Origin of the sequence: Niallia sp. Sow4_A1 (assembly GCF_052116745.1) — a bacterium.
Taxonomy (GTDB): Bacteria; Bacillota; Bacilli; order Bacillales; family Cytobacillaceae; genus Niallia; species Niallia hominis.
On sequence record NZ_JBQKKM010000006.1, the window covers coordinates 112,244 to 137,405 of the forward strand.

Consider the following 25,162-nt stretch of genomic DNA (forward strand, 5'->3'; position numbering starts at 1 on the left):
GCCTAACTTAGCTTCTGGGAAGCCAAACCCTTATCTTAGTCCCAATAATATGTCTACATATAGTCGGCTGGTCCCTTATGCTTAAAAATATCCACAAGAAAAAACTTAGGAAACTGCCTTAGTTTATGAAAAAGAGCGCTCTTAATTAGCGCTCCCTCAAAATATTTAAGCTACAACAATCCTTCTATGGGTTAATATTCCATTAATGTTAAAACATCGTATCCATCTAAATTTTTACGTCCTTCAAGATAAGATAATTCAATTAAAAATGCAATACCAGCTACAATGCCACCTAGCTCTTCTACTAATTTAATTGTTGCTTCAATTGTTCCACCTGTTGCTAATAAATCGTCTGTAATTAGGACACGCTGACCTGGTTTAATAGCATCCTTATGGATTGTTAATACGTCTTTACCGTACTCTAATCCATATTCTACTTTAATTGTTTCTCTTGGCAATTTTCCTTCTTTTCGCACTGGTGCAAAACCCACTCCAAGGGAATATGCAACTGGACAGCCAATGATAAACCCTCTAGCCTCTGGTCCTACAACTATATCAATTTCTTTTTCTTTCGCATACGCTACAATTTGATCTGTTGCATATCTATATGCTTCGCCATTATCCATTAATGTTGTAATATCCTTGAATCTGATCCCTTCTTTTGGCCAATCTTCAACGATCGTAACAAATTGTTTTAAATCCATTCTTTTACTTCCTCCTCATTATTAACGGATTTTATTAGAATAAGATCAAACCAATTTTTTAGTTGCTCATAAGATGAATAAATTAATTCATTTTCTAGCTCAAATTGCGCTTGCTTTTGTTGAAATGAGATCGACTCTGATAAATCTCTTTTCGGTACATTCTTATTCAATGAAATAAATCCATCCTTCATTGTAACAAAATTTAGTTCAAAAAACACCTTTGACATAAAATCTACCGTTTCTTTGCTCCAACCTTTCCTTCTAGCAAGCTCGCCACCAAATTTATCAAGGTGAAACATTCCCTGTTTTGCCAAAAATGCATAGAACCATTTGAAATGGTCACGAGTTGGCATTGTACTAAAAAAATCACTTTGTTGTTTATAAAAAACGGCATAGATTCTTTCAGGTTGATTGTTAGCAAGCAATGTTTTTAACATATCCAAATTTGGAGGATAATCTGCAAGGACGATAGACTTATCCACCGAAACAAGTAAGGCAGCATCCTCTATCGTTTCAATTACCTGGTAGGAGACTCGCTGTTCCATCCCTTTTAGAACAGAATCTTGATGGAAAAAGATCCAGAGAGCATCCATAGGAACTGTTTCATATAAATGATCCATTTTCCTTAAACTTCTATAGTCAAACAACTGCCAGTGAGAAACCTCCATATCTTGTATAAAGATTTGTGGTTTTTTACGATTATTCCATTCATTTATTGAAAGCTCACCAAGAACAGATACCTTCGCACTTGGTGAAATATGATCACATAGCTCTCCAATTCCAAATCCTATTCCATCTAAATCAAATTCGTCTTGCTTTAAGATAACCTTTAAATGGTTTTGATTGGAGCCTATTTTCCTCATATTCTCTATTTCTAGGTCACGAAAAGTCATTTTCGGCTTGGGATTATCTACTCCAAACGGAGCAAGCATTTGCATATCTTCGATTGATTTGATGGAAATCTCTTTTAGAGAAAAGCTTCCATCCACCTTTGTTAGTGGAACGAGATTGTCTTTCGTTAGTTGTTCAAAGGCTAATTTATTTAAGTTACTTCTAAGCACTTCTACATCATCTATTTTTAATGACATTCCTGCTGCCATAGGATGTCCACCAAAATGAGGAAGGATATCTCTGCATGTGGATAAATTATGATACAAATCAAAGCCTTCTATACTCCTAGCAGAACCTTTAGCAATTCCCTTTTCATAATCAAAGCTTAATACAATCGTTGGACGGTAAAATCTCTCCACTAATCTGGAAGCAACGATTCCGACCACACCAGGATTCCAGCCATCTTTTCCAACAATAAGAACATTATTTTCTGTTAAAGGATAATATTGTTCAACTTGAGCGATAGCTTCCTCTGTTATTTGATTAACAATTGCTTGTCTCTCTTTATTTGTTTCTTCCATTTCTAGTGCAAGTTCTTTGGCTAAGCCGGGATCTTCTGTTAGCAATAGCTCTACAGCAGGATCTGCACTACCAAGTCTACCAATTGCATTTATTCGTGGCGCTAGCATAAACCCGATTGTTTCTTCATTAATGGAATTTTTCTCCACATTCATTTGACGATATAAAGCATTTAAGCCAATATTATCTGTTTCTTGTAAGGCTTTTATCCCTTTTTTGGCAAGGAGACGATTCTCACCAGTCAAAGAAACAAGATCGGCAATTGTTCCTATTGCAGCAAATGGCAATAAAGGAAGGGGAGCATGGCCAAGTAGTGCATGGGATAACTTGAAGGAAACACCAACCCCTGCTAAATCACGAAAAGGATACTTGCTACCCTCTATTTTCGGATGTATGATTGCAAGAGCCTCTGGCAAAATCGGACCTGGCTCATGGTGATCTGTAATGATTAGATCTATCTCTAATTCTTTTGCCACTTCTGCTTCATGAACAGCAGCAATACCTGTATCAACCGTGATAATTAATTGCACTCCAATGCTTTTTGCATAACGAAAAGCACCTTCGTTTGGTCCATAGCCTTCTGTAAATCGGTTTGGAATATAAAATTCTACATTAGCACCAAGACTCTCTAATGTTTTCATCATGACTGTTGTACTGGTTACCCCATATAGTGATAGGTAAAATTTTGATACAATCTCCACTTTTTCCCCCACTTCACACCGTACGTGAGAGTTTCCCCTCATACGGCGTTCCATCGAGAATGTTCAAAGCTATTTTAATCTACATAACTTAACAGAATTCACTTTTTCACAAAATTAGTTATATAAGTCCGTTTATATCGTTATTTCATCAAGTTCCATTTTCTTACGTAAGGTGTTCAATTTATTTAAACTTTGTTTATTAGGTATAAGTTGAATGTATCTAGAGATTGTTTCTTCATCAACAGCATGTAATAAAATGTGAATTTCCCTATCTATTAAACAGAGGTTTTTGTATTCATCAGTTCCTCCCATAGTTCTTGGGATAATATGATGACAATGTATCGAGTACGGATTAAGTTCATTTCCTGTAACTCTACATTTACCTCTTTGTCCACTAAATAAAGCAATTCTATTGTCGTTATACTCCACACTTCTGTTTCTAACTGGATTTTCCATGAGAAATCTCATTGTTGATATATTAACTGTAGTTAGATTCTTGTGTATTTCTAAGCGACCTTCTTTAGTATACGCATTTACGATGTTCCTTTTCATCATTGGACTTTTGTGCTTTATAAATCCAATAGGTAGAAAAGGGTCGGTTGAGACAAATCGCATTTGCTTGCTGATTCCGTATTCTTTTCTGATGAATTCAGATGATATGTGACCTGTCTTTTTGACCCGTCTTTTCATACGGTGGTCTTTAAGACATGCATTAACTTCATATGCTATGTTGCCCATATCTTGGGATATCATTGTTGCAATACGGAAGTATTGATGAAGCCCTATGACGGTTGAGTTGTATAATGCTACCTTTCGCTGTTGGTCATTAGTTCCACTATCATATCTAATTCCATTAATAAGTTCTTTTAGATTGTCTTTGGTTCTTTGTTTCGCTTTATCACACATTTGACTTTTGACAATCCATCTGCTTCCTTTTGGAATAAGTTTCATTTTAAAGCCAAGGAATTCTGAATAATCCTTTTTGAGATTTACTATTTTGGATTTCTCTTCGCTTATTTCTAGGTCAAGTCTATCCTTTAACCATTTCTGTGTAGCTATAAAAAGCCTCTTAGCATGGTTAGGGTTATTACAGAATACTTTGAAGTCATCCGCATATCGAACAATGTAACATTCTTTAAGCTTTGTTTTTCTCAGAGTTCTGTATTTGTATCCTTTATCAGCGTGTCCATCCTTTTTCTTATGATATTGTAATAAGTTCTTTTTGGTACGGATGTTTTCCCACTGACTTTCAATCCACATATCAAGTTCGTTAAGAACTATATTTGATAGTAACGGAGATAGGATACCACCTTGAGGTGTGCCTTTTGGATTTTCAATTATTTCCCCATTCGGTAGCTTGATTTTAGCTTTAAGCATTTTGGAAATTATGCATAGTAAATTTTTATCTCTTATTCCTAGTGTCCACATTTGTTTAAGAAGCTTCACATGAGATACATTATCGAAAAAACCTTTAATGTCTATATCAATCACATAGGACATTTTGGATTTCTGCATTAGCCTATAACTTTGTGCTATTGCGTTTTCAACTGACCTATTTGGTCTGAATCCATGACTTCTATCTGAGAATTTTGCTTCAACAATCGGTTCTAGGACTTGTAATATACATTGTTGGATTACTCTATCCCATATGGCTGGTATTCCTAGTGGTCTAGTTTCACCGTTTGGCTTTGGTATTTCAACTCTTCTTACTGCTTTAGGTTTGTAGTCTCTTAGCTTATTCCTTACATAGCCTATAAATTGTTCCTCTGTAAGTTTTGCAATGTCGGTAATCTTACGACCATCGACACCAGCCGTTTTACTCCCTATGTTTTTCTTGATGTTACGATACGCTAATTTAATGTTTTCAGATGAACTAATGATACCCATTAAATTCTTGAACATACTACCAGATTTACTTTGTTCATGTAGCATGTCAAACGTATCTTGCATTCTGTAGTATTCGGCATTTCTTAGCTTGGACTTTTTAACATTTTGTACGATTCGTGAATTTGCCACAGCCATCAACCCCTTTCTCAAGTGGTGATTCTATTAGTCATACTCGAATCTGTGTAAATGTTATGCATTTATTAGCCTTTGAATTTCCCGACTAGAGCCTATCCCTCCACCACTTGTTATCATGGTTTCAAAGGTACTATGACTCCACTCTCACGAAGATAAATCAGTTTTAGTAGGGGCAATGCCTCTTTATTTACTGAACTGCTTCAAAGGTAGGTTAATACCTCCACATTCTTCGCTTTCCACGTTCCGATTCCTCTATCCTTACATATATCCTTAGGTTTCTCCTATGGTCCTGTATGCTAGAGCTTGCCTGTAACAAGCTATGGGCTTTCATAACGCCAGATTCTTACTTACCCACACATACGATGGCACTGCCACCTGTTGCATTTCTACAACATCTACGTCTAGACCCGTACATTCAGAGATTCGTCAGTGCTTATGCAGCACATTCTAACCATAGATTTTTATGGACTCCCGGCATATAGGATACACCATCCACCTCTGGACAGCTTTCGTGTTAGTTATGACCTAACTTACGATATCTCTCTGCCGACTTTACCGAGCTTCATACCCTTCTATTTAACCTTAGAAAAGGCATGTCGGAGTATCAGAGTAGGCATTTCAAGGCGTTACCCTATCATTCTACCTATCAAGAAATCAGTTCTCCTAGGGATATTAAGCGACTCCCTAGTGCCTAACCTTTTCAGTTAGGAACGTGTCGCACCCGCGTCATAATCACCAAAGATTAAAATTGATTCCTTATTAGCGATTGCTTTTCGTATTCTTTCCACCGCTATGTCCATTCCTAATAACAAAAACGGGTCATGAAATTCATTATTATCATCATATAAAAATGCTTTTGCCTCTTGTGTTGTATGATATCCTCTTTTTAGTAATAGAGAGGCAACAATTGGGGATATTTTTAATTCTTCTGCTAATACAGAAGCTTTTTCTTTATTTGGGATTTCTTCTTGTATCCATCTTTTTTTAGAACGTAACATTCAATCACCTCAATCTAACTATTATACAAGTTAAAAGAAGTGGTTTCAATCTAAGATCAATGGAAAAAGCCTTACGCTATTTTTACAAAAAATTCACCTTTTGCAAAGATTTATGAATAGGGGGTAATATTTGTTTATCCTATAGAAAGATGCCTATACAGAAAGGAATGATAGTAATGAACAAAGTATCTTCTCTGAAAGGCATCTAGTTTTTATTTTGAATCTGTGGGAGCTTCAAAATTTTTATTTATACTACTGTTTTTTTCTTCCCGTTCTCTTTTTTCTTTCTCTAATTGTTTAACCCGTCTTTGCAATGAATAAATACGAATCATTCCAGCTGATCCAATAATTAGACCGCCAAGAAGAACAGAAATTATAATAACTAAAATAAGCGGCCATTGCCCTACCCCAAATAAATAATTAACAGATACTGAATCTACATTAATAACTGCGAATACTGCAACGATTAATGCAAAGATAATTCCAAACAACATATTCCATTGAATTTTCACTTTCTTCCCCCTCTTTTTTATACCTTCTATCCTTATTATTACCTAATTTCCTATTTCTCACTAAATTAAACGAAAAAGCCTGCCTCCAATTAATTTAGGGGACAGGCATCTATTAAAATTATTACACTTGTGGCTCATCAGAAATTGGGCGTTTTTCCTTATACGTAACTAAGACACCTTTTCTCTTTAATTCCTTCTTCTTCCACACATACCATAGCTGTGATGCAATAAAGATAGAAGAATATGCACCACCTATTAAACCAATTAATAAAGCTAGTGAGAAGTTTGTTATTGCATTGCTACCAAATAGTAATAGAGCAACTACACAAATGACAACTGTTAATACTGTATTTATCGAGCGAGCAAATGTCTGTCTAATACTCGTATTAATAATATCTTTTATTTCTTGCGATGTTTTAATGCGCTTCTTCTTCGCTAGATTTTCTCTTATACGGTCAAAGGTAACAATTGTATCATTAATAGAATAACCTACAATGGTCAACACAGCTGCAATAAAGGTAATATCTACTTCCAGTCGCGTAATACTAAAGATTACTAAAATAAAGAATGCATCATGAAGAAGTGCTATTACAGCAGCCAATGCCATATAAATTTCAAAGCGAATCGTTACATAAAGAATAATCCCAATAGAAGAAAAAACAATTGCATAAATAGCATTTTTAGCAAGTTCTTTTCCAACTGTTGGAGAAACACTGCTTACATTTGGATCATGACCATACTTATTTTCAAATTCTGCTTTAATTGTATTAATTTTATCTTGGCTTAAATCACCTTTAATACGAATAGCAGCTACATTTTGCTCATCACCTGAAATAATAATATCATCTGCTTTTACATTCAGCGTGTCCAATTGATCCTCAATTTCAGCAGTTGTTAATGCTTTGTCTGCCATTACTTCTATACGTGATCCACTTGCAAAATCAATTCCAAGGTTAAGCTTGAATATAAACATAATGACAAGCCCTGCAACAATTAAAATACTTGAAATAGTAAAAAATACATTTTTATATTTCACAAAATCTAGGCGATCGAATTTTGTTGGCAAGGTTAATGTATCATAATTTTCATTTATGTGTTTTACATCTTTCTTGTTTACGCCAAACCAGGTAATCTTTTTATCAAAAGCCTTACTCTTAACAAGTAAACCAAGCAATAAACGCGAGCCGTAGACTGCAGAAACAAAGCTCATTAAAATACTGACAATTAACAATGTCGCAAACCCTTTAACAGAGCTTGTCCCATAAACAAATAGAATGATAGCTGCAAGCATAGTTGTTAAATTGGCATCAACTACGGTTGAAGTTGAATTTTTATTTCCAGCCTGAACAGCAGCTCTTAGTGACTTTCCTACTCTTAATTCATCCTTAATTCTTTCATAAGTAATGATGTTTGCATCTACTGCCATACCAACCCCGAGAATAAGTGCTGCAATACCTGGAAGTGTTAGTACACCATTCATTAAGTCCAGGACGAGCAGATTTAAATAAACATAAATAGATAGTGTAATAACAGCCACTAATCCTGGTAGACGATAGTATAAAAGCATAAATAAAAATACGATTCCTACACCAATTATACCTGCTTTTACTGTATCTTTTAATGCCTGATCTCCAAACTGAGCGCCAACACTAGTGGAATATTCCTCAGTCAATTTTACTGGTAAAGCTCCTGCATTTAATAATTCCGCTAATCGAGTAGCCTCATCCACTGTAAAATTACCAGTGATAGAAACCGTATCGGAATTAATGACTTCACTTACCATTGGTGCTGATAAATATTTAGGCTCTTCCTTTGCTGCCTCTTCACTATAAGAATCTCCATCTTCAAAATCTAACCAGATTACCAATGGACTACCTAAAACAGATTCAGTTACTTCTTTAAACTTATTTGCATCTTTAAGCTTTAAAGAAACACTAGGTTTGCCATACTGATCAAATTCTTGGGCAGCTCCACCTTGCACTAGATCAGAGCCATCCAGTAATTTCTTATCTTGAATATCTCTAAATGTTAAATTTGCTTCTGTTGAAAGCATTTCTCTAGCTTCATTTTGATCTGTAATTCCTGCTAGCTGTACTCTTATTCGGTCATTGCCTTCAATTTGGATAACTGGTTCACTAACTCCTAAAACGTTAATCCTTTTATCCAAAGCTTGGGCTGTGCTTTTTAATGCCGATTCATCAATTTTCCCTTTTCCCTTTTCCAGTGGCTCTACTTTATATAGCACTTCAAAGCCACCTTGCAGGTCTAATCCTAGCTTAATCTCACCTAAAATCTTATTGGTTGTTCCTCCCATTAATCCTGCCGCCAAAACAATGATTAATAAAAAAGCAACAATTCTACTGCGTTTAACCATTATGTATTAATCCTCCTCATGTAATACAAAGCAGAAACTTCCCCACTTATGGCCATACTTTACCGTTGGTTGGCCAAACTAAATGATGTCATCTTTTTAATATGAACCTTTCAATCGGCTGTTATTCTATTTTCTAGATGTCTCACTTCTTTCAAGTAACTTAATAATAGCAAGTACTTCAAATTATTTAGAATAAACTCATTATGGAACAGTTTATCATGACTGTCAATTTGTATAAGAAAAATATACTAGTAAAATTATTCTACCTGTCACATAAATTTAACGCCTTTTTGTTCATCCCTATTCTTTCCTTTCTAAATCCTTTAAAAATAGCTCCAAAAGAAGTTAAGAGGAAGCTTTTTTGATTATTCCTTCGACAGAAGCTTTCTTTATTTCAATAATTCTTTTTTCTCTTCTTCTGATAAGACAGAAAGCAAATCTGTTGTTTTGAATGCCTCGATAGTAGCATAGTTCATGAAGTTTGCTACCTTAACATTAAGTATATCCTGCACTAATTCTGCGATTCTAATAGCTTCAGAGGGCTTTTTCCATTTTTTCTTTGTCAAAAACACCCACAGCTCGTCTTCCTTAATGGTGTCATAACCAAGTAAATGAAACTCTTCTATTTTACTATTTAATGCAGGCTTTACTTGTGAACGATACTGGTCATATATATGTGTTGACGACATTCCAATCCACTCCATTACAGTCATTTTATGTTTAATCTATAATCATGAGCAATCTCTGTTACCAAAGCAACAATATTTTGAAAACAACCCTTTATAAAATAGCTTCTTTGCAATCAACACGTTTACTTTTAAAAAACCTTGTCATGCTTTGTCCACATTGTTGCATATAGATAATTGTATAGTATTATTCGCTATTTGAGAAGGCAGGGAATAAAATGTCTAAGTTTTTAAAAGGAACAATGATTTTACTTATAGCTGGATTTATTACCAGAGTATTAGGATTTATAAATCGAATTGTGATTGCACGGTTTATTGGAGATGATGGGGTTGGGCTTTATATGATGGTATATCCAACAATGATTTTAGTTGTTACCATCACTCAACTTGGACTACCTGTTGCCATCTCTAAAAATGTGGCAGAAGCGGAAGCGGAGGGTAATTTACGTAAAGTAAAGAGCATATTAATTGTTTCATTAAGTACAACCCTAGGCTTAACTCTCCTATTTACACCAGCTTTATTTCTTTTGGCTCCTTATCTTTCTCAAACATTGTTTACAGATGAACGGACACTTTTGCCGCTTCTTGCGATTACGCCAATCATACCAATTATTGCTGTTTCCTCTGTATTAAGAGGATATTTTCAAGGAAGACAAAACATGAAGCCTGCAGCAACCTCGCAAGTAATTGAACAAGTCATTCGTATTGCATTGATTGCCACCTTAACAAAAGCGTTTTTACCACTTGGTGTTGAATATGCTGCAGCTGGCGCAATGTTAGCATCTGTTCTTGGTGAACTAGCTTCCTTGTTTTATTTACTAGCATCCTTTAAATGGAGAAAAACATTCCATTTACGGAAAAGGTTCTTTCAATACGTACATAATGGGAAAAGTACTTTTCAAGAGCTAATGACTATTGCATTACCGACTACAGGGAGCAGAATGGTTGGAAGCATCGCTTGGTTTATTGAACCAATTGTTGTTGCTCACAGCTTATCTATAGCAGGTCTCTCTGCTGTAAATGCAACAAAACAGTATGGGGTATTAACTGGATTTGCGCTTCCACTCTTGATGCTGCCATCCTTCTTTACTCAATCCTTATCAACTTCTCTTGTTCCTGCAATTAGTGAAGCCAAAGCAAGTAATCAATTAAAGCTAATTGAGCATTTATTACAGCAAGCACTTAAATTTACCTTTATGACGGGTGGCCTAGCCATTATTGTGCTCTATGTATTAGCAGAGCCTTTAATGACCATTATGTATGGAAGTACAAGAGGAACCTCTTTCATTCAATTAATGGCACCTTTTTTTATTCTCAATTATTATCAAGGACCTCTCCAAGCAGCTTTGCAAGCCTTGAATTTTGCCAGAGCAGCAATGATTAATAGTTTTATTGGCGCCGGTGTAAAAACAGGGTTGATTTTGCTTCTTGCAAGTAGGCCAGAATTCGGAATATACGGTGTAGCCATTGCGTTAATTGTGGGGTTTGTTTTAGTAACAATGCTCCATTTTGCAACAATCTTAAAGACAATTAGCTTTTCTATAATTGTCAAAGATTATCTGAAAATGCTACTTAGTATTTCCTTAACGGCATATTTAGGAACCTTTTTAGTCAAGACTATTTCATTTTCTTCTATCTTATTGCAATTAATTAGTATTACAAGCATCATCTGTATTTTTTATGTAATATTGCTTTTCCTTTTCCGTTTAATGACCAAAAAAGATTTAGCAAAAATCCCATGGTTTGGCCGCTTTTTCTCTTAAATATTTATTTTACTAGCAATCAGCAGATGTTGAAAAACATTCCACTGATTGCTTTTGCTATCATGTAAACGATTGTCAGAATGTTTTTTAATGATCCATTAAATCAATATAAAATTCCCCATCTTGGTAGCTGCAAAATGATATGTTTTTAATTTTGGTATAGCCTTTTTCTTTTAATTGCTGCCTAAGCCATAAATTTGTTTTGCCTATTTTTGTTAAATTACTTTCTTGAATGATCCCATCCATAATGAGTGGGATGGTAATAGATAGTTTATTTTTATTTTTTTCTTTTTCAAATACAGATAATTTTCCTGATGTTTCCAATATCGCAAATTCTACATCTGCAATATTGCGGATGTTTTTTTCTCTCAGCTGAATTAATAAATCATCATAATTATATCGCTGACTTTTCATTGCCGTTTCATCAATTTCGCCATTTTTGATGATAAAGGTTGGTTCTCCTTCAATAAAATCGCGCATTTTTTTGCTTTTCAAGGATAAGAATGCTAGTAACACTTGAATGGATAAAAGAATAAACATTGGCAATAAAGTTGGCAATAGAGGATCCTGATAATCTTCTATTGCGACAACAGCTATTTCAGCAATCATGATGAAAACAACTAAATCTAATATACTTAATTCTCCTATTTCCCTTTTTCCCATTAAGCGAAAAATAAGAACGATAAGCACATATATCAAAATCGTTCTAAACAAAATGATCAAATATTGTTCCACATTATCTCCTCCGATCAAATATGTTCCCTATTTAATCTGCACCATACAGAAAAAATAATACGAGAAAGAACACGTTGACACATCACCAAACACTGAAAAACTGCTATCTAAATAGGGATAATCTGAAGGTGATTCTTTCATTTTGCACATCTTAATCAGAAAAATACGATTTCAACTATTTTTTTATTCTATTTTTACTTGTACTGAATATGCTTGTACTAGAATACTTTTATAGAAGATTTAAGATGGGATGGAAAGGAGAGGTTTACAATCGAAGAGAGTAAGCATGTTGGCAGTTCTGTTTTATACGGTTTAATTGCCATTTTCATTATGTTAATAACGAGTAGTTTATTCTTTTCCTTATTATTAAGATTTACATCTATTCAAGAATCATCTCTGCAATATATTATTACTGCTGTATCGTTTATTACTTTGTTTGCAGGTGGTTTTATTTCAGGTGGGAAAGGGAAAGAAAAAGGCTGGTTTCTAGGCGGTCTTACAGGGCTAATCTATTCTACCATCATTTTTTTATTTTCCTTTTTAGGATCTGATCAGCTATTTACGATGGAGCAAACAATTTATCATGTATGTTATACGCTTATTTGTATGATGGGTGGAATTTTGGGTGTAAATCTTTCAAAAAATAATTAATAACACACTTAAAAATGTATATTTACCGCAACTAAAAAAATAAAAAGTGCAATCTTATTGGTAAGACTGCACTTTTTGCTCTTATTCTTCTACTTTGTCTAAAGTTGGGCTTGCAACTGTTGCGGAAGATTCTACAACTTCACGAATTGCATTGCGATCAAAAGTTAAGCGTGAACCATCTTTTGATTTTAATACAATTGTCCCCTCATCAATTGCATCGATTGTAGCATGCATGCCGCCAATCGTGACAATCTTATCCCCTTTTTTCAAGCTACTCTGCATATCGCGTACAGATCTTTGACGCTTTTGCTGTGGACGAATTAGCAAGAAATAGAATAATACAAACATTAAAATAAACGGTAATAAACTTGCAAGTTGTGCCATTTATATTTCCCCTCCTTTCAAGTTCTTCTATTAAAAGTTTTTAGCGTTCGGTTTATTAAATCCATAACGTTCGAAAAACTCTTCTTTGAAATCTCCTAAACGGTCATTTCTGATCGCATCTCGGACATTCTCCATTAAGTTTAACAGAAAATATAGATTATGGTAAGATGTAAGCCTTATTCCGAATGTTTCGTCACATCGAATAAGATGACGAATATACGCACGACTGTAATTTTTACAAGTATAGCAATCGCATTCTGGATCTAAAGGTCCAAAATCTCTTGCATATTTAGCGTTTTTAACGACTAGTCGTCCTTCGCTTGTCATCACTGTTCCATTTCTTGCGATTCTTGTCGGCAATACACAGTCAAACATATCAATCCCACGAATAGCACCCTCAATTAAAGAATCTGGTGAACCTACTCCCATTAAATATCGTGGCTTATTATCTGGCATTAGAGGGGTTGTAAACTCAAGTACACGATTCATAACGTCTTTTGGTTCACCAACCGATAATCCACCTACTGCGTACCCAGGTAAGTCTAATGAAACAAGGTCCCTTGCACTTTGCTTGCGAAGTTCCTCATATTCTCCACCTTGAATAATTCCGAATAATCCTTGATCTTCTGGACGATTATGTGCCTTTAAGCAACGCTCTGCCCATCGGGAAGTTCGTTCCACCGATTTCTTCATATATTCATATTCCGCAGGATAAGGAGGACATTCATCAAATGCCATCATAATATCTGACCCTAAAGCATTTTGTATTTCCATTGCTTTTTCAGGAGAAAGGAATAATTTGTCCCCATTTAAATGATTTCTAAAGTGCACGCCTTCTTCTTCAATTTTGCGGAAATCACTTAAACTAAAGACTTGAAACCCACCAGAATCCGTTAAGATTGCCTTATCCCAATTCATGAATTTATGAAGACCACCAGCTTCTTTCACGATTTCATGTCCTGGTCTTAGCCATAAATGATAGGTATTACTTAAAATGATATTTGCTCCCATTGATTTTAAATCTTCTGGAGCCATCGTCTTCACGGTTGCTAATGTTCCAACCGGCATAAAAGCAGGTGTCTCAAAAGAACCGTGTGGTGTATGTACTATGCCCAATCTGGCACCTGTTTGCTTACATGTTTTTATGAATTCATAACGTATTGCTGTCAAATTATTTTCTCCTTTATATAAAGTGAAACTTCCATCGATTCATCAACTTCCTATCGTTTTTTACATAATGATATTTATTAAACAAACTTATAGAATCAACTATATATTGTAATGAATATCACTGCGAAACTCAAGTAATTCGTGAACCTATCTTCCTTTATCTAACGTATAAACATAGCATCGCCAAAACTAAAGAATCGATATCTTTCTTTTACTGCCTTTTCATAGGCATGAAGTACATTTTCTCTTCCAGCTAGTGCACTAACTAACATTATCAAAGTTGATTTAGGTAAATGAAAATTCGTAATCATTCCATCAATTCCTTTAAACTCATAGCCAGGATAAATAAAGATACTTGTCCATCCACTGCTTTCTACAAATTTTCCGTTATTTGCGGATGCAATTGTTTCAAGTGTTCGAGTAGACGTTGTCCCAACGGAAAGAATCCGCCCACCTTCTGCTCGTACTTTATTTAATAATGATGCCGTTTCTCCATTAATTTGATAAAATTCGGCGTGCATTTCATGCTTATCTACTTCTTCTACATTAACAGGACGGAAGGTACCAAGACCAACATGAAGAGTAATAAATGCAATATGTACTCCCTTTTCTTTCAAAGCATCCAATAAATCAGTTGTAAAATGTAATCCAGCTGTCGGAGCAGCCGCAGAGCCTCTTTCTTTTGCATAAACTGTTTGATAACGATCTTGATCGTCTAATTTTTCTTTAATATATGGCGGCAACGGCATCTCACCAAGTTGATCTAGAATCTCATAAAAAATCCCTTCATACTGAAAATCGAGAATCCGACCTCCGTGCTCTAATTCTTTTACACACACAGCTTTTAATTTACCGTCTCCAAAAGTAATAATCGTACCTTCTTTTACCCTTTTAGCAGGCTTGACAAGTGTTTCCCATTTGTCTTCCTCTTGTTGCTTTAATAAAAGCACCTCGATATGTGCTCCAGTATCTTCTTTCTCGCCATGTAATCTTGCTGGCAATACTCTTGTATCATTTAATACTAGACAATCACCAGGATTGATATACTCATAAATATCCTTAAATTTGCGATGCTCTAATTCACCAGTATCTTTATTTACAACCATTAATCGACTACTTGTGCGATCCTCTAAAGGAGTTTGTGCGATTAATTCTTCTGGTAAATGAAAATCAAATAAATCTACTTTCATGTCTGTCACCTATTCTTTCTTTCATGCAATTAAAATCTTAACGAAATTTTCCTATAAAATAAAAAACGAGCGATAAAACAATACTAATTACAATGCAAGTTGTAATCGGAAAATAAAAAGTCGAATGTTCTTTTTTTATTAGAATGTCACCAGGAAGCTTTCCAATAGGGACAAATTGCATGATAAGCCCGATCAGAAATACAATTATGCCGATGATCATTATATATTTGGAAATTTCATTCATCATTCTCTTCCTTTATATCATTTGTTTTATTTTATAGATTGGCTGTTTTCGTAAAGTTTGTTGCGATTACCCGCAGCCGGAATACACTTCGATTGAGGCCACTGAAAAAGTGTATTACCTGGTGAATCGGTAGTTACCAAACCATTCTAACTTAGTGTAGGCTTTTGTTTTCCGAGGCTTACCGCTCGCTTTCCGTGGGGCTAAGCTTAAGCCTCTCAGCTTTCGCCTCCGGGGTCTCAGACTGTCTCGCTAATCCCACAGGAGTCTTCGTGTATTCCGGCTGCTCCATTTTACCAACTAATTCTTTTTTCCTATTGAAAAAACAACAATCCTTTAGAAAACAGCCTATAGATTAGAAAATTTATTCAGGTTTAATATTTAAATGATCATAAACAAGATGTGTAACACTTCTCCCTCTAGGAGTTCGTTGCAAGAAACCAATCTGAAGCAAATATGGTTCATAAACATCTTCAATTGTATGAGCTTCTTCTCCAATAGTTGCTGCAATCGTTTCTAATCCGACTGGTCCACCCTTAAATTTATGAATCATTCCTAGTAATAATTTATGGTCAATATGATCTAACCCTAAACGGTCAACCTGTAAAAGTTCAAGTGAATTGTCCGCCAAATCTTTAGTAATCATCCCATCTCCCTTTACTTGGGCAAAATCACGTACTCTTCGTAAAAGGCGATTGGCTATTCGGGGAGTCCCTCTCGAACGTCTTGCTATTTCCCATGCAGCAAGTTCTTCCATCCCAATTTGTAGAACATCAGCTGTTCTCACAACAATATCTTTGAGCTGTTCTATTTCATAATATTCTAGTCTAGATAAAACTCCAAACCGATCTCTTAACGGTGCAGAAACAGAACCAGCTCTTGTTGTTGCACCAACGAGAGTGAAAGGGGGCAAATCAAGCCGAACAGATCGAGCACTAGGTCCTTTCCCAATAACAATATCTAAACAATAATCTTCCATCGCTGGATATAAAACTTCTTCTATTGCACGTGGCAACCGATGAATCTCATCTATAAACAGCACATCCCCGGGCTCTAACGCAGTTAATATTGCTGCCAAATCACCAGGCCTTTCAATCGCTGGACCTGCAGTTGTTCTAATATTAACACCCATCTCATTAGCAATAATCGTCGCAAGCGTAGTTTTCCCAAGTCCTGGTGGTCCATATAATAAAACATGGTCCAGTGCTTCTTCTCTAAATTTAGCAGCCTCAATAAACACCTTTAAATTGTCTTTTACTTTATCTTGACCAATATACTCATGTAATTGAATAGGACGCAGACTTTTTTCAAACGATAAATCCTGCGTATCTGCTTCACTTGAAATGATTCGATCATCCATACCATTCACTCCCTTCCATAAGTCCTCAAGTAAATCTACGTATTTACTACTACTCTTTATTCAATCTATTGATTTCCCCTATGGAAAAACAAGAATCTTAAAAAAGCTAACATCTTATCTTTTTAACAGAAGCTTTAATGCCAGCTTGATATATCCATCTGTTGTTAACTGCTCCTTTTTTAAATGAGGAGAAATTTTCTTCACCTCTTTTTCTGAATATCCAAGAGCTGTTAACGCTAGAATCGCCTCATCCATTGCTGAATCACTTTCTACTTTGGCTAATTGCTTATCTACTGTAAATAAATCTGGGGAGGAATCTTGCATAAAATCAGCTAATTTCCCTTTTAAGTCCAGAATCATCTGTCTTGCTGTTTTCTTTCCAACGCCTGGAAATTTCACAAGAAACGCTTCATCTTCTGCTTCTATTGCAGATATAACCTGACTTGGTTCTCCAGATGCAAGAATAGCCAATGCTCCTTTAGGTCCAATTCCAGAAACATTTAGAAGCTTTGTAAATAAGGCTTTTTCATCTTGTGAACGAAAACCATATAAACTAATATTATCTTCTCTAACATAATGGTAGGTAAATACTGTAATCTTGTTACCCGAAAAGGCTGAAAATGAAAATGGATTAGGTGTTTTAATCTGATAACCAATTTCATTATTTTCGATTACGATATATTCGGGTCCAACAAATTCTACATTTCCTTTTATATATTCATACAAATTAAATTCTCTCCCTTATAAAGAACAATTCCATTAGTTGGGGTCTCACTTCCCATTAAGTGGGGGATAAATCCTAAAGCTTATTTTATCATACTATTTTATTGAACTGCTATTATAGATGATTTTCATAATATTCTTTAAAAATAAAAAAACAGTGATCAGAATGGCACTATTTTCTGTGCTTCTTCTGTTCACTGGGGGTGATTTTCTTAATTCGTCGTTTCGATTGTTGTTAAATTTTTAAAGGTTTCAAGTACTTTTACATATCGATCCCTTGATTTAATGGGAATTCCTTTTTGTAGGTCTTCCTGCTGCTTTGATTCCAGTTTTTTTAGATCAATTTGGAAAAAAGACTGAATAATGTTTTCCTGAGCAGGTTTTCCATTATAAATGGTTAAAATCCCCTCGTCATTAATGCCAAAATATCCATTAGCCTTTAATAGTGGAGATATATCGTCGATTTCTTGTTTAAATACAAGCTCTTTACTTGTCATATCTACCAACTGCCATTTATCGTACTTTGACCAGAAATCTTCCATCGACCATACTGTTTCTTTTACCACTTCTTCGCTCACTTCTCCATCTAAATAAATCCTTTTCAACACCACTTCCAATTTCTTAGGATTTTCATTCAAAGAATGTGTGCTTCCACTCTTTCCATAAACTTGTCCAGTTGATGAAATGATTGTTATAAAACTGACAAGAAGAACAGCTGAAAATAAAAGGAATCTGGTTTTCATTATAACCACCTCTTCACATTACTCAAAACAGCTTCGTTATTTCCAAGGAAATAGGGTACTGTCAATCTAAAGTCTAGGTTTGAAATAACCTAACTCTCTATTATTCTCACCATAAATAATTTTTTCATTCCAAATTCATAGCAATCTTATTTTAATGTTCTATTTATCTGTTCAGCTTGATGTTTTATATTTTTGATTGTTAAACGAATTCCCTCCGAAAATGGTACACGAGAATGCCATTTCAGATCCATTTGTGCCTTCGTTGTTGATATTCTACTTTTCTCCCCTTCTTCTAACGAATGAAGTACATCTTCTTTTATAGAAGAATGAATAATGGAGACAACTTCCTTCATAGAATATATTTCCTTAGGACAAATATTATATACTTGATTCTCTCCATTATTTAAACTTGAGATAATTGCTTGAATGGCATCACTTATGTAAAGAAAGTGCTTCTTCTGTTCTCCATCATCAAATACGATAGGTGGACGATTTTCAATCACTTTTTTAATCGTTGATTCTATCATACTCTCTGTATTCATATGTTTGGAACTTGCTCCATAAATTATGGGAAAGCGTAAAATTGTAAAAGAAAGACCGTAAAGAGTGTGGTAGTTTTGTATATATTTCTCCTCAATCTTCTTAGAAAGCCCTTCAAAAAGTACAGGTTGCAAAAGCTTTTCTTCCGTTATAGCTCCTTCTATGTCCCCATAAACAGCAATCGTGGAGGGGAAGATGATTTTATGTACTTTTGCTTGCACACATGCTTCGAGCACTTCAATCGTACAAGCAATATTCTCTTCTGACTGTTCAAATGAATCCTTCATGCTGTTGGATGTTATGGCCTTGTTCGATAGATGGATAACGCAATCTACCTGGTTCTCCATCAGTATGTCGGCTAATTCCATCCCGTTTAAGAAAGTGTATACATCATTATGTACTAGAGTTGAAATTTCACTATGTTTCTGTTGCTTTCCAGCTACTATACAATAAACATTATTCTTTGAAAGTTGTTCCTTTAGAGCAGTTGCCATTTCACTCTCTTGTCCACCTGTAATTAACACTCTCACTTTGAATCCCTCCGCACTTTTTGCCTCTATGAAAAAATCGATTAATAAGTTCTTTATAACGAATAATTATTTCATTATAAAGCATAACTCTTTTCATTCGTAATATCAACAAATAAATTCATTATATAGAACAGTTTTATAAATATACACTTTTAACTTCTTAAAAAATGTCTTTTAAATCCATTATTTGTGATAAAACAAACCAATCAATTCGTTTCCAATAAAGAACATATGATAAAAAACTAACTTCGAATGGGGCGAACCTTTTCGAAGTTAGTTTTTTATTATCTGTTTTCTTTTGTCGGATTTAAGCGATTAAAGATATTTTCTATATTATTGTTAATCGTTTGCTGCGGTTGACCATTTTTTATTGAACGATTTATATCCTCAATGCTCGTAAATATTCCTCTATCTGTCACTACAGAAATATCTTTTCCATTTAAAGAATCATTTAACTTATCTTTTACTTTTGCTTTTGTCTGATCAACAATTTTCGTATCGTCTACTTCAAGTGCAACCAAAACGTTTTCTCCATAAACAATTGAACGTGCATTTTTTACATTATCCATTTTAGCAGCTGCATTTGATACCTTTTCAGCTAACTCTGTATCATATGAAACGCGATTATCTTGATTATCGTTATTTCTATTCTCTCTCGTAGTATTTTTATTGTTAACATTTTGGACACCAACACCATTTTTATTATCTTCATCCCCAAAGGTATGGTCCATCATTTCTGTAATTGGTCCGTCATTGTCTGTTGTAAAACTGTTATTATTGTTTACATCATGTTGTTCATTGGAGTAATATCCAATCGGTCTAGCATTATTGAGACGATTTTGATCTGCGGTTTGGTCATCGTTCACACCACAGCCAGCCAAGCCAAAAGTTACCGTTAAAAGAACTGGAGCAACTAACTTATTTTTATTCACAGTAATATTCTCCCCTTTATTTAAATCTAGAGCAAGACGTTGCTCTTTTTTATCTTCTGCTCTTCGGAGAGAATCATACTGTAAAGTCTAGCCATTATAGAATTGCCCGATTATATATCTACAATTTGTCTTAGCTTTTGGTAAAATTTCTTTCTTTTTTCATACTGATCTGTTGTTAAGTCAAGCACTTGTTTTAATAAAAAGTCATTTGAAAGATGTTTGTTTCTGATTATTCTATTCCATTCTCTAAGAATATCTGTTGGATACATTAAAGCGATTAAAAACCATTCCTCTTTGAATAACTGAGAATATCCACTCATCTTTTGTAATTGTTGGAGGGACCAACCTATATTCGGCAAAATCCGATTAGCAAACTGCAAATAATCGCCCACTCTTGGACCAATACTAATTAAATCAAAATCAATTAGATATAGTTTATTATTAATGTCACGCATAAAATTATGGTGGGCTACATCCCCATGCAATATAACATTTGATTTTGAATGAAGATATTCATTATGCTCTTGTATATAAAGAAAGGAAATATTAGCCCATTCGAAAATTTCCTCCACGATTTCCATTTTCAAATAATGCTCTATTATTGACTTATTACTTCGAAATTCCACTAACCGTTGTTCTAATTTTTTCATTAAAAGAAAGGAAGGCAAAATATATTTATAAATTTCTACAAGACGTTCTGTAACTGTATAATAGTGTTCTAATAATTGAAGGGCTTCCCTTCTATTGCCTTTACTACTATATGTAAAGGAATCTTTATGAGGAGAAATGTATTCAATCATACCAAACAGCATCTCATCTATAATGATCGGTTCATCATCGAACACATAAAATTGGTACGTATGTGTGAAGCCCTCCTGTTTTAGCGCTCTTGTAAAAGCCTCTTGAATTTTTAATTTTTGATAGCTATTATATCCTTTTAAAATCATCCAAAATTGATTGGTTTTAACTAAGTATACCTCATTCCTAATTCTGCTTATTTCTAAAATCTTAGCAGGAATTTTTTTTTCTAATAAAGAAAGGAGACGATAATAAAAAGTATCGTCCCCTCTATGATAAAAATCATAAATCACTGCTTTCGTCCTCTTGGTATCTTGGCATTCCAAATGGAGTCCCTTGATTAACGCCATAAGGATTCATATATGGCGGCTGCCCTATAGTAGGATTATACGGAGGGGTAAATACTGGTGCATTGCCTCCAGGTCCATAAACTGTCGGGACCATTTCTTGTGCAACTGGCTGCCCAATACTTGCTTCATAAGATGGAGAATCTCCAACTGGACTATTATTTTCTACCTGATAAGGCATTGGTGTATTCCCGCCCATACCTTGAGGATAAGGAGATTGCATCATTGGTCCCTTTTCTGGGCTAAATCCTTGCGCCATTGGCGCCATTCCCATTCCTGGTGCATATCCTCCTACCATCGGTCTCATTTCTGGACCGAATCCTTGTGGCATTGCTGGCATTCCCATTCCTGGTGCATATCCTCCTGCCATCGGCCCCATTTCCGGGCTAAATCCTTGCGGCATTGCTGGCATTCCCATTCCTGGTGCATATCCTCCTGCCATCGGCCCCATTTCCGGGCTAAATCCTTGTGGCATTGGCGCCATTCCCATTCCTGGTGCATATCCTCCTGCCATCGGTCCCATTTCTGGGCTAAATCCTTGTGGCATTGCTGGCATTCCCATTCCTGGTGCATATCCTCCTGCCATCGGTCCCATTTCTGGGCTAAATCCTTGTGGCATCGGCGCCATTCCCATTCCTGGTGCACCTCCTGCCATCGGTCCCATTTCTGGGCTGAATCCTTGCGGCATTGGCGCCATTCCCATTCCTGGTGCATAACCTTCCCCCATTCCCTCTAATTGAAAACCTTCGCTTGCTGGAAACGCTGATTGTTGCGGGAATGATGGAGCACCACATCCACAATCCTCCTTATAAGGAAGGTTATAGGATGGTAATACTGGCGCTGTATGCGTTGGGGTAGGGACAAAGGGTTGATGTCCTAATCCGGCTATGTCTGAAGATTCTTTTTTATGGTGCTGATGTTCCACAGGCATTTGACCGTACTGCACTAATGGCTGTTGATAATAGTCAGGGGGCACATTACTGCCGTGTACCGGCGCTTCGCCATGTGTATAAGCAGAATAAGAAGATGAAGACTCTTCCCATTTATGCTTATCTGTAAAATCTACACCTGGTAGTGGCGTAGCTTGTGAACCTAGTTGTTCTACTGGTATTCCAGCTGGAGGGCATACTCCTGGAGGAAAACCGCTTCCTGGCATCATTGGAGAAACTTCATAACAATATGGCTGATAAGGCACAATAGGCGGACACTCATCTTGTTGAACTACTGGTTTTTCGGGTTTTACTGCCTTTATTGGCTTTACTGCCTTTTCTTTAGGTACTACTGGTGCAGGCTTTGGTGGCAAAACTACCTTTTCTTTCATGTCCACATCAACATCTACGTCCACATTCGTCATATTCATGGAATAATAATTAGTTACATCAATTTCTGGAATGATTGGCGTAGGCATTTTAGGAGTGTATGGTTTTTCCTTTGGCGCTTCTTTTTTCGGCATTTCCTTTTTGGGCATTTCTTTAATAGGCATTTCTTTTTTCGGTGCTTCCTTTACAATTGGCTCCATTGCTATCGGCATTTCTTTTTTTGTTCCCATAATAGGAGCTTCTTTCTTTATATTTCCTCCTGAAGTTGGAACTTTAATTTTCATGCCGGGCATAATCATATCTGTATTACTCAATTGGGAATTTAATGCTTTTAACTCTTCGAAATTCACCCCGTATTTTTTTGCGATTTTCCAAAGAGTATCCCCTTTCTGAACAATATGGATCTTCACTATAGATTCCCTCCTATGCATATGTCCATATAGTCTATGTTCACAATGCAAAATGGTTATCATTCTATTCAAAAATCTATGCGCTTTTTTTCAAATTATGTGTTTTAGCAACATAAAGATAGGAGATCCTTTGTCCTTCTTTTCAACTATATTTTTGTTACCAAGAACCTATCAAAAATCAAATTTATTTTATTCAATTTATAGAGACTTTTGATAAAATAGAAAGGAAAGAATATATAAACAAAATCCACCAATATATAAAGAAAAATTATTTTTAATCCTTTCTTTATTAAAAAGAGACTTTTCGCAAACGTTTTTGCTATTTTCTGCAGCCTGAATATAGCTAATTAATGGCATCTTATATATTTTGTCTGTTATTGTTTTTTTGAACAATGCAATTCTTAATAAAACTCTAAACTATAGCAAGAGTATACGTATAACCTTTTACTAAAAAGAAAGAATCATTAAAGGAGAGATTAGATGACAGAATCAAAGAAAATGCTTGGAGAAGAAAGAAGAGCTTACATCCTTTCCTTATTAAAAGAAAATAATCGCCCTTATACCGGTAGCGAGCTTTCCAAATTGACGAATGTTAGCCGACAAATCATCGTCGGAGACATTACCCTTCTAAAAGCGAAAAACGAACCGATATTGGCTACTAGTCAAGGCTATTTATATTTACAGGAATCAAAACCATCTCTTTATGAGAGAATTATTGCTTGTAATCATCCTCCAGAGAAAACAGAAGAAGAATTAAATATCCTTGTTGATAATGGAGTAACGGTTAAAGATGTTAAAATTGAACATCCAGTCTATGGGGATTTAACAGCTTCTATTCTCGTTTCTAATCGAAAAGAAGTTAAGCAATTTATGAAGAAGATAAAGCATACAAACGCAGCCTATCTATCAGAATTAACTTCTGGTATCCATTTACATACCATTACTGCACCTTCTATTGACACATTGATAGAGGCAGAAGAGGCTTTACGCAAGGCACATTTTTTAATCAAAGAAGAGACTTAAAGAAGTTGAAAAAAGAGGCTAAGACATAAGTATTCCAGCTTAAAATAAACCCTAATGATTATACGAAGATGCCAATGAAAGGTTCGTATAATCATTAGGGTTTTTTTATTCGTTTAAAAAGGATGTTCCATGAAGTTTGTTGCTATTCCGCAGCCTGAATATGTATGAGTAAAATGTTTGTGGGAGAATAAATATCCTTTTTGTCTAGTTGGGGGACGAGTCCCCCAACTAGACAAAAAGGCCACCAAGCGAAAGCGCGGTAGCTGGAAAAAATTAAGTATTAAAAAAGAGAGCTTCCTTTTGTAAAGTAGAGTTTGCCTAGAACACTACGAAAAGGAGAGGCTCTCATGAATGAATGTAACATAAAATTACCATCATTAAAAGAATTGGAAAAAACTTTATTTCGAACACTACAAATGACCTTTCAAGAAATCCTTGTTCAAACATTAGAAAATTGGGATCTAGAGATTGCTCAGCAACGAGACAAAAGAAGATTTGCTTTACGAGATAAACGAGAAATACGAGTAGATACAGCGTTTGGAGCAGTGGAGCTGAAGCGTAATTATTATTTCGATCGAGTGACCAAAAAATATATATGTCTGTTAGATCACTACTTACAGTTTCAAGGGAATAAGGGGTTTAGTCCACTATTAGAAGAATGGGGGCTAGAATTAGCGACAAATGGTTCCTCCTATCGAAAGGCGGTGGAAACGTTCGAACAATTTTTAGGCTATTCGGCGATGAGCCACGAAGCATTACGGCAACATCTTCTTCATACAAGCGTACTTCCCGCTAAGGAAAAACGCCCTTTTCAAAAGGTATTGTTTGTCGAAGTAGATGGATTATATGTGAAGAGTCAAGAAAAGAAAAAGCGTGGATGGGAGTTGAAATTCGCC

At 35.4% G+C, this 25,162-nt stretch carries 23 protein-coding genes; 4 read left to right on the forward strand and 19 right to left on the reverse strand.

Features of this window, described 5'->3' with window-relative positions:
• Positions 1–191 precede the first annotated feature (191 nt).
• From ACTQ5K_RS05390 to ACTQ5K_RS05420, 7 genes are all read right to left on the reverse strand, one after another.
• On the reverse strand, positions 192–704 hold the full coding sequence (locus ACTQ5K_RS05390) for an adenine phosphoribosyltransferase (RefSeq protein WP_031540612.1): 513 nt from the start codon (positions 702–704) through the stop codon (positions 192–194).
• Positions 695–2,815, reverse strand: coding sequence for a single-stranded-DNA-specific exonuclease RecJ (gene recJ, locus ACTQ5K_RS05395; protein WP_441993774.1), 2,121 nt, complete (start codon positions 2,813–2,815; stop codon positions 695–697). The genes ACTQ5K_RS05390 and recJ overlap by 10 nt, the downstream gene beginning before the upstream one ends.
• Before the next feature lie 132 nt (positions 2,816–2,947).
• The gene (ltrA, locus tag ACTQ5K_RS05400) at positions 2,948–4,831 is read right to left on the reverse strand and encodes a group II intron reverse transcriptase/maturase (RefSeq protein ID WP_435406665.1); all 1,884 of its coding nucleotides are present in this window, start codon (positions 4,829–4,831) and stop codon (positions 2,948–2,950) included.
• Positions 4,832–5,541: 710 nt separating this feature from the next.
• Positions 5,542–5,835 (reverse strand): hypothetical protein, encoded by a 294-nt coding sequence (locus tag ACTQ5K_RS05405; RefSeq protein ID WP_251627463.1) that lies wholly within the window; start codon positions 5,833–5,835, stop codon positions 5,542–5,544.
• Positions 5,836–6,047: 212 nt separating this feature from the next.
• Positions 6,048–6,347 (reverse strand): LapA family protein, encoded by a 300-nt coding sequence (locus ACTQ5K_RS05410; protein ID WP_349204612.1) that lies wholly within the window; start codon positions 6,345–6,347, stop codon positions 6,048–6,050.
• Positions 6,348–6,468: 121 nt separating this feature from the next.
• Positions 6,469–8,721 (reverse strand): protein translocase subunit SecDF, encoded by a 2,253-nt coding sequence (secDF, locus tag ACTQ5K_RS05415; protein ID WP_031540618.1) that lies wholly within the window; start codon positions 8,719–8,721, stop codon positions 6,469–6,471.
• Between the two features lie 389 nt (positions 8,722–9,110).
• Positions 9,111–9,410, reverse strand: a complete 300-nt coding sequence (locus tag ACTQ5K_RS05420) for a post-transcriptional regulator (protein ID WP_031540619.1) — start codon at positions 9,408–9,410, stop codon at positions 9,111–9,113.
• A gap of 215 nt (positions 9,411–9,625) precedes the next feature.
• On the opposite strand from ACTQ5K_RS05420, the gene spoVB reads away from it, so the two are divergent.
• Positions 9,626–11,170 carry a stage V sporulation protein B gene (gene spoVB, locus ACTQ5K_RS05425; protein WP_031540620.1) on the forward strand — a complete coding sequence of 515 codons (1,545 nt, stop codon included), beginning with the start codon at positions 9,626–9,628 and terminating at the stop codon, positions 11,168–11,170.
• Positions 11,171–11,257: 87 nt separating this feature from the next.
• Here the strand turns inward: spoVB and ACTQ5K_RS05430 are convergent, their stop codons facing one another.
• Positions 11,258–11,905, reverse strand: a complete 648-nt coding sequence (locus ACTQ5K_RS05430) for a DUF421 domain-containing protein (protein ID WP_349204613.1) — start codon at positions 11,903–11,905, stop codon at positions 11,258–11,260.
• Positions 11,906–12,175: 270 nt separating this feature from the next.
• Between ACTQ5K_RS05430 and ACTQ5K_RS05435 the strand changes: the two genes are divergently transcribed.
• Positions 12,176–12,556, forward strand: coding sequence for a TIGR04086 family membrane protein (locus tag ACTQ5K_RS05435; protein ID WP_031540622.1), 381 nt, complete (start codon positions 12,176–12,178; stop codon positions 12,554–12,556).
• Positions 12,557–12,637: 81 nt separating this feature from the next.
• Here the strand turns inward: ACTQ5K_RS05435 and yajC are convergent, their stop codons facing one another.
• From yajC to safA, 11 genes are all read right to left on the reverse strand, one after another.
• Positions 12,638–12,940, reverse strand: coding sequence for a preprotein translocase subunit YajC (gene yajC / locus ACTQ5K_RS05440; RefSeq protein ID WP_031540623.1), 303 nt, complete (start codon positions 12,938–12,940; stop codon positions 12,638–12,640).
• 30 nt (positions 12,941–12,970) lie between these two features.
• Positions 12,971–14,110: a tRNA guanosine(34) transglycosylase Tgt gene (tgt, locus tag ACTQ5K_RS05445; protein ID WP_031540624.1), complete on the reverse strand. Its 1,140-nt coding sequence runs from the start codon at positions 14,108–14,110 to the stop codon at positions 12,971–12,973.
• 161 nt (positions 14,111–14,271) lie between these two features.
• The gene (gene queA, locus ACTQ5K_RS05450) at positions 14,272–15,300 is read right to left on the reverse strand and encodes a tRNA preQ1(34) S-adenosylmethionine ribosyltransferase-isomerase QueA (RefSeq protein WP_349204615.1); all 1,029 of its coding nucleotides are present in this window, start codon (positions 15,298–15,300) and stop codon (positions 14,272–14,274) included.
• A 37-nt stretch (positions 15,301–15,337) separates the two neighbouring features.
• A complete protein-coding gene (locus tag ACTQ5K_RS05455; RefSeq protein WP_031540626.1) occupies positions 15,338–15,544 on the reverse strand; it encodes a DUF2905 domain-containing protein in 207 nt (68 codons plus the stop codon).
• Positions 15,545–15,905: 361 nt separating this feature from the next.
• Positions 15,906–16,901: a Holliday junction branch migration DNA helicase RuvB gene (gene ruvB, locus ACTQ5K_RS05460; RefSeq protein WP_251627457.1), complete on the reverse strand. Its 996-nt coding sequence runs from the start codon at positions 16,899–16,901 to the stop codon at positions 15,906–15,908.
• A gap of 114 nt (positions 16,902–17,015) precedes the next feature.
• The gene (gene ruvA / locus ACTQ5K_RS05465) at positions 17,016–17,627 is read right to left on the reverse strand and encodes a Holliday junction branch migration protein RuvA (protein ID WP_031540628.1); all 612 of its coding nucleotides are present in this window, start codon (positions 17,625–17,627) and stop codon (positions 17,016–17,018) included.
• 209 nt (positions 17,628–17,836) lie between these two features.
• Positions 17,837–18,367 carry an intercompartmental signaling factor BofC gene (locus tag ACTQ5K_RS05470; RefSeq protein WP_349204616.1) on the reverse strand — a complete coding sequence of 177 codons (531 nt, stop codon included), beginning with the start codon at positions 18,365–18,367 and terminating at the stop codon, positions 17,837–17,839.
• Positions 18,368–18,513: 146 nt separating this feature from the next.
• Complete coding sequence (locus tag ACTQ5K_RS05475) at positions 18,514–19,437, reverse strand: NAD-dependent epimerase/dehydratase family protein (RefSeq protein WP_349204617.1); 924 nt, start codon at positions 19,435–19,437, stop codon at positions 18,514–18,516.
• Between the two features lie 284 nt (positions 19,438–19,721).
• Positions 19,722–20,369 carry a YhcN/YlaJ family sporulation lipoprotein gene (locus tag ACTQ5K_RS05480; RefSeq protein WP_031540631.1) on the reverse strand — a complete coding sequence of 216 codons (648 nt, stop codon included), beginning with the start codon at positions 20,367–20,369 and terminating at the stop codon, positions 19,722–19,724.
• Positions 20,370–20,479: 110 nt separating this feature from the next.
• Positions 20,480–21,460, reverse strand: a complete 981-nt coding sequence (locus ACTQ5K_RS05485) for a phosphotransferase (protein WP_031540632.1) — start codon at positions 21,458–21,460, stop codon at positions 20,480–20,482.
• A complete protein-coding gene (gene safA / locus ACTQ5K_RS05490; RefSeq protein WP_435406666.1) occupies positions 21,450–23,243 on the reverse strand; it encodes a SafA/ExsA family spore coat assembly protein in 1,794 nt (597 codons plus the stop codon). The genes ACTQ5K_RS05485 and safA overlap by 11 nt, the downstream gene beginning before the upstream one ends.
• 480 nt (positions 23,244–23,723) lie before the next feature.
• Between safA and ACTQ5K_RS05495 the strand changes: the two genes are divergently transcribed.
• Together ACTQ5K_RS05495 and ACTQ5K_RS05500 are read left to right on the forward strand one after the other, a co-directional pair.
• Positions 23,724–24,266, forward strand: a complete 543-nt coding sequence (locus ACTQ5K_RS05495; RefSeq protein ID WP_031540635.1) for a transcription repressor NadR — start codon at positions 23,724–23,726, stop codon at positions 24,264–24,266.
• A 347-nt stretch (positions 24,267–24,613) separates the two neighbouring features.
• Positions 24,614–25,162, forward strand: a 549-nt coding sequence (locus ACTQ5K_RS05500) for a UPF0236 family transposase-like protein (protein ID WP_441993775.1), incomplete at its 3' end; no start/stop codon positions are given.

What these genes read in the sequence shown, in the direction of transcription:
- ACTQ5K_RS05390 (WP_031540612.1), bottom strand. Translation starts at nt 704, where the DNA reads ATGGATTTAAAACAATTTGTTACGATCGTTGAAGATTGGCCAAAAGAA.
- ACTQ5K_RS05405 (WP_251627463.1), bottom strand. Translation starts at nt 5,835, where the DNA reads ATGTTACGTTCTAAAAAAAGATGGATACAAGAAGAAATCCCAAATAAA.
- secDF (WP_031540618.1), bottom strand. Translation starts at nt 8,721, where the DNA reads ATGGTTAAACGCAGTAGAATTGTTGCTTTTTTATTAATCATTGTTTTG.
- ACTQ5K_RS05420 (WP_031540619.1), bottom strand. Translation starts at nt 9,410, where the DNA reads ATGTCGTCAACACATATATATGACCAGTATCGTTCACAAGTAAAGCCT.
- spoVB (WP_031540620.1), top strand. Translation starts at nt 9,626, where the DNA reads ATGTCTAAGTTTTTAAAAGGAACAATGATTTTACTTATAGCTGGATTT.
- yajC (WP_031540623.1), bottom strand. Translation starts at nt 12,940, where the DNA reads ATGGCACAACTTGCAAGTTTATTACCGTTTATTTTAATGTTTGTATTA.
- queA (WP_349204615.1), bottom strand. Translation starts at nt 15,300, where the DNA reads ATGAAAGTAGATTTATTTGATTTTCATTTACCAGAAGAATTAATCGCA.
- ACTQ5K_RS05455 (WP_031540626.1), bottom strand. Translation starts at nt 15,544, where the DNA reads ATGAATGAAATTTCCAAATATATAATGATCATCGGCATAATTGTATTT.
- ruvB (WP_251627457.1), bottom strand. Translation starts at nt 16,901, where the DNA reads ATGGATGATCGAATCATTTCAAGTGAAGCAGATACGCAGGATTTATCG.
- ACTQ5K_RS05470 (WP_349204616.1), bottom strand. Translation starts at nt 18,367, where the DNA reads ATGAAAACCAGATTCCTTTTATTTTCAGCTGTTCTTCTTGTCAGTTTT.
- ACTQ5K_RS05495 (WP_031540635.1), top strand. Translation starts at nt 23,724, where the DNA reads ATGACAGAATCAAAGAAAATGCTTGGAGAAGAAAGAAGAGCTTACATC.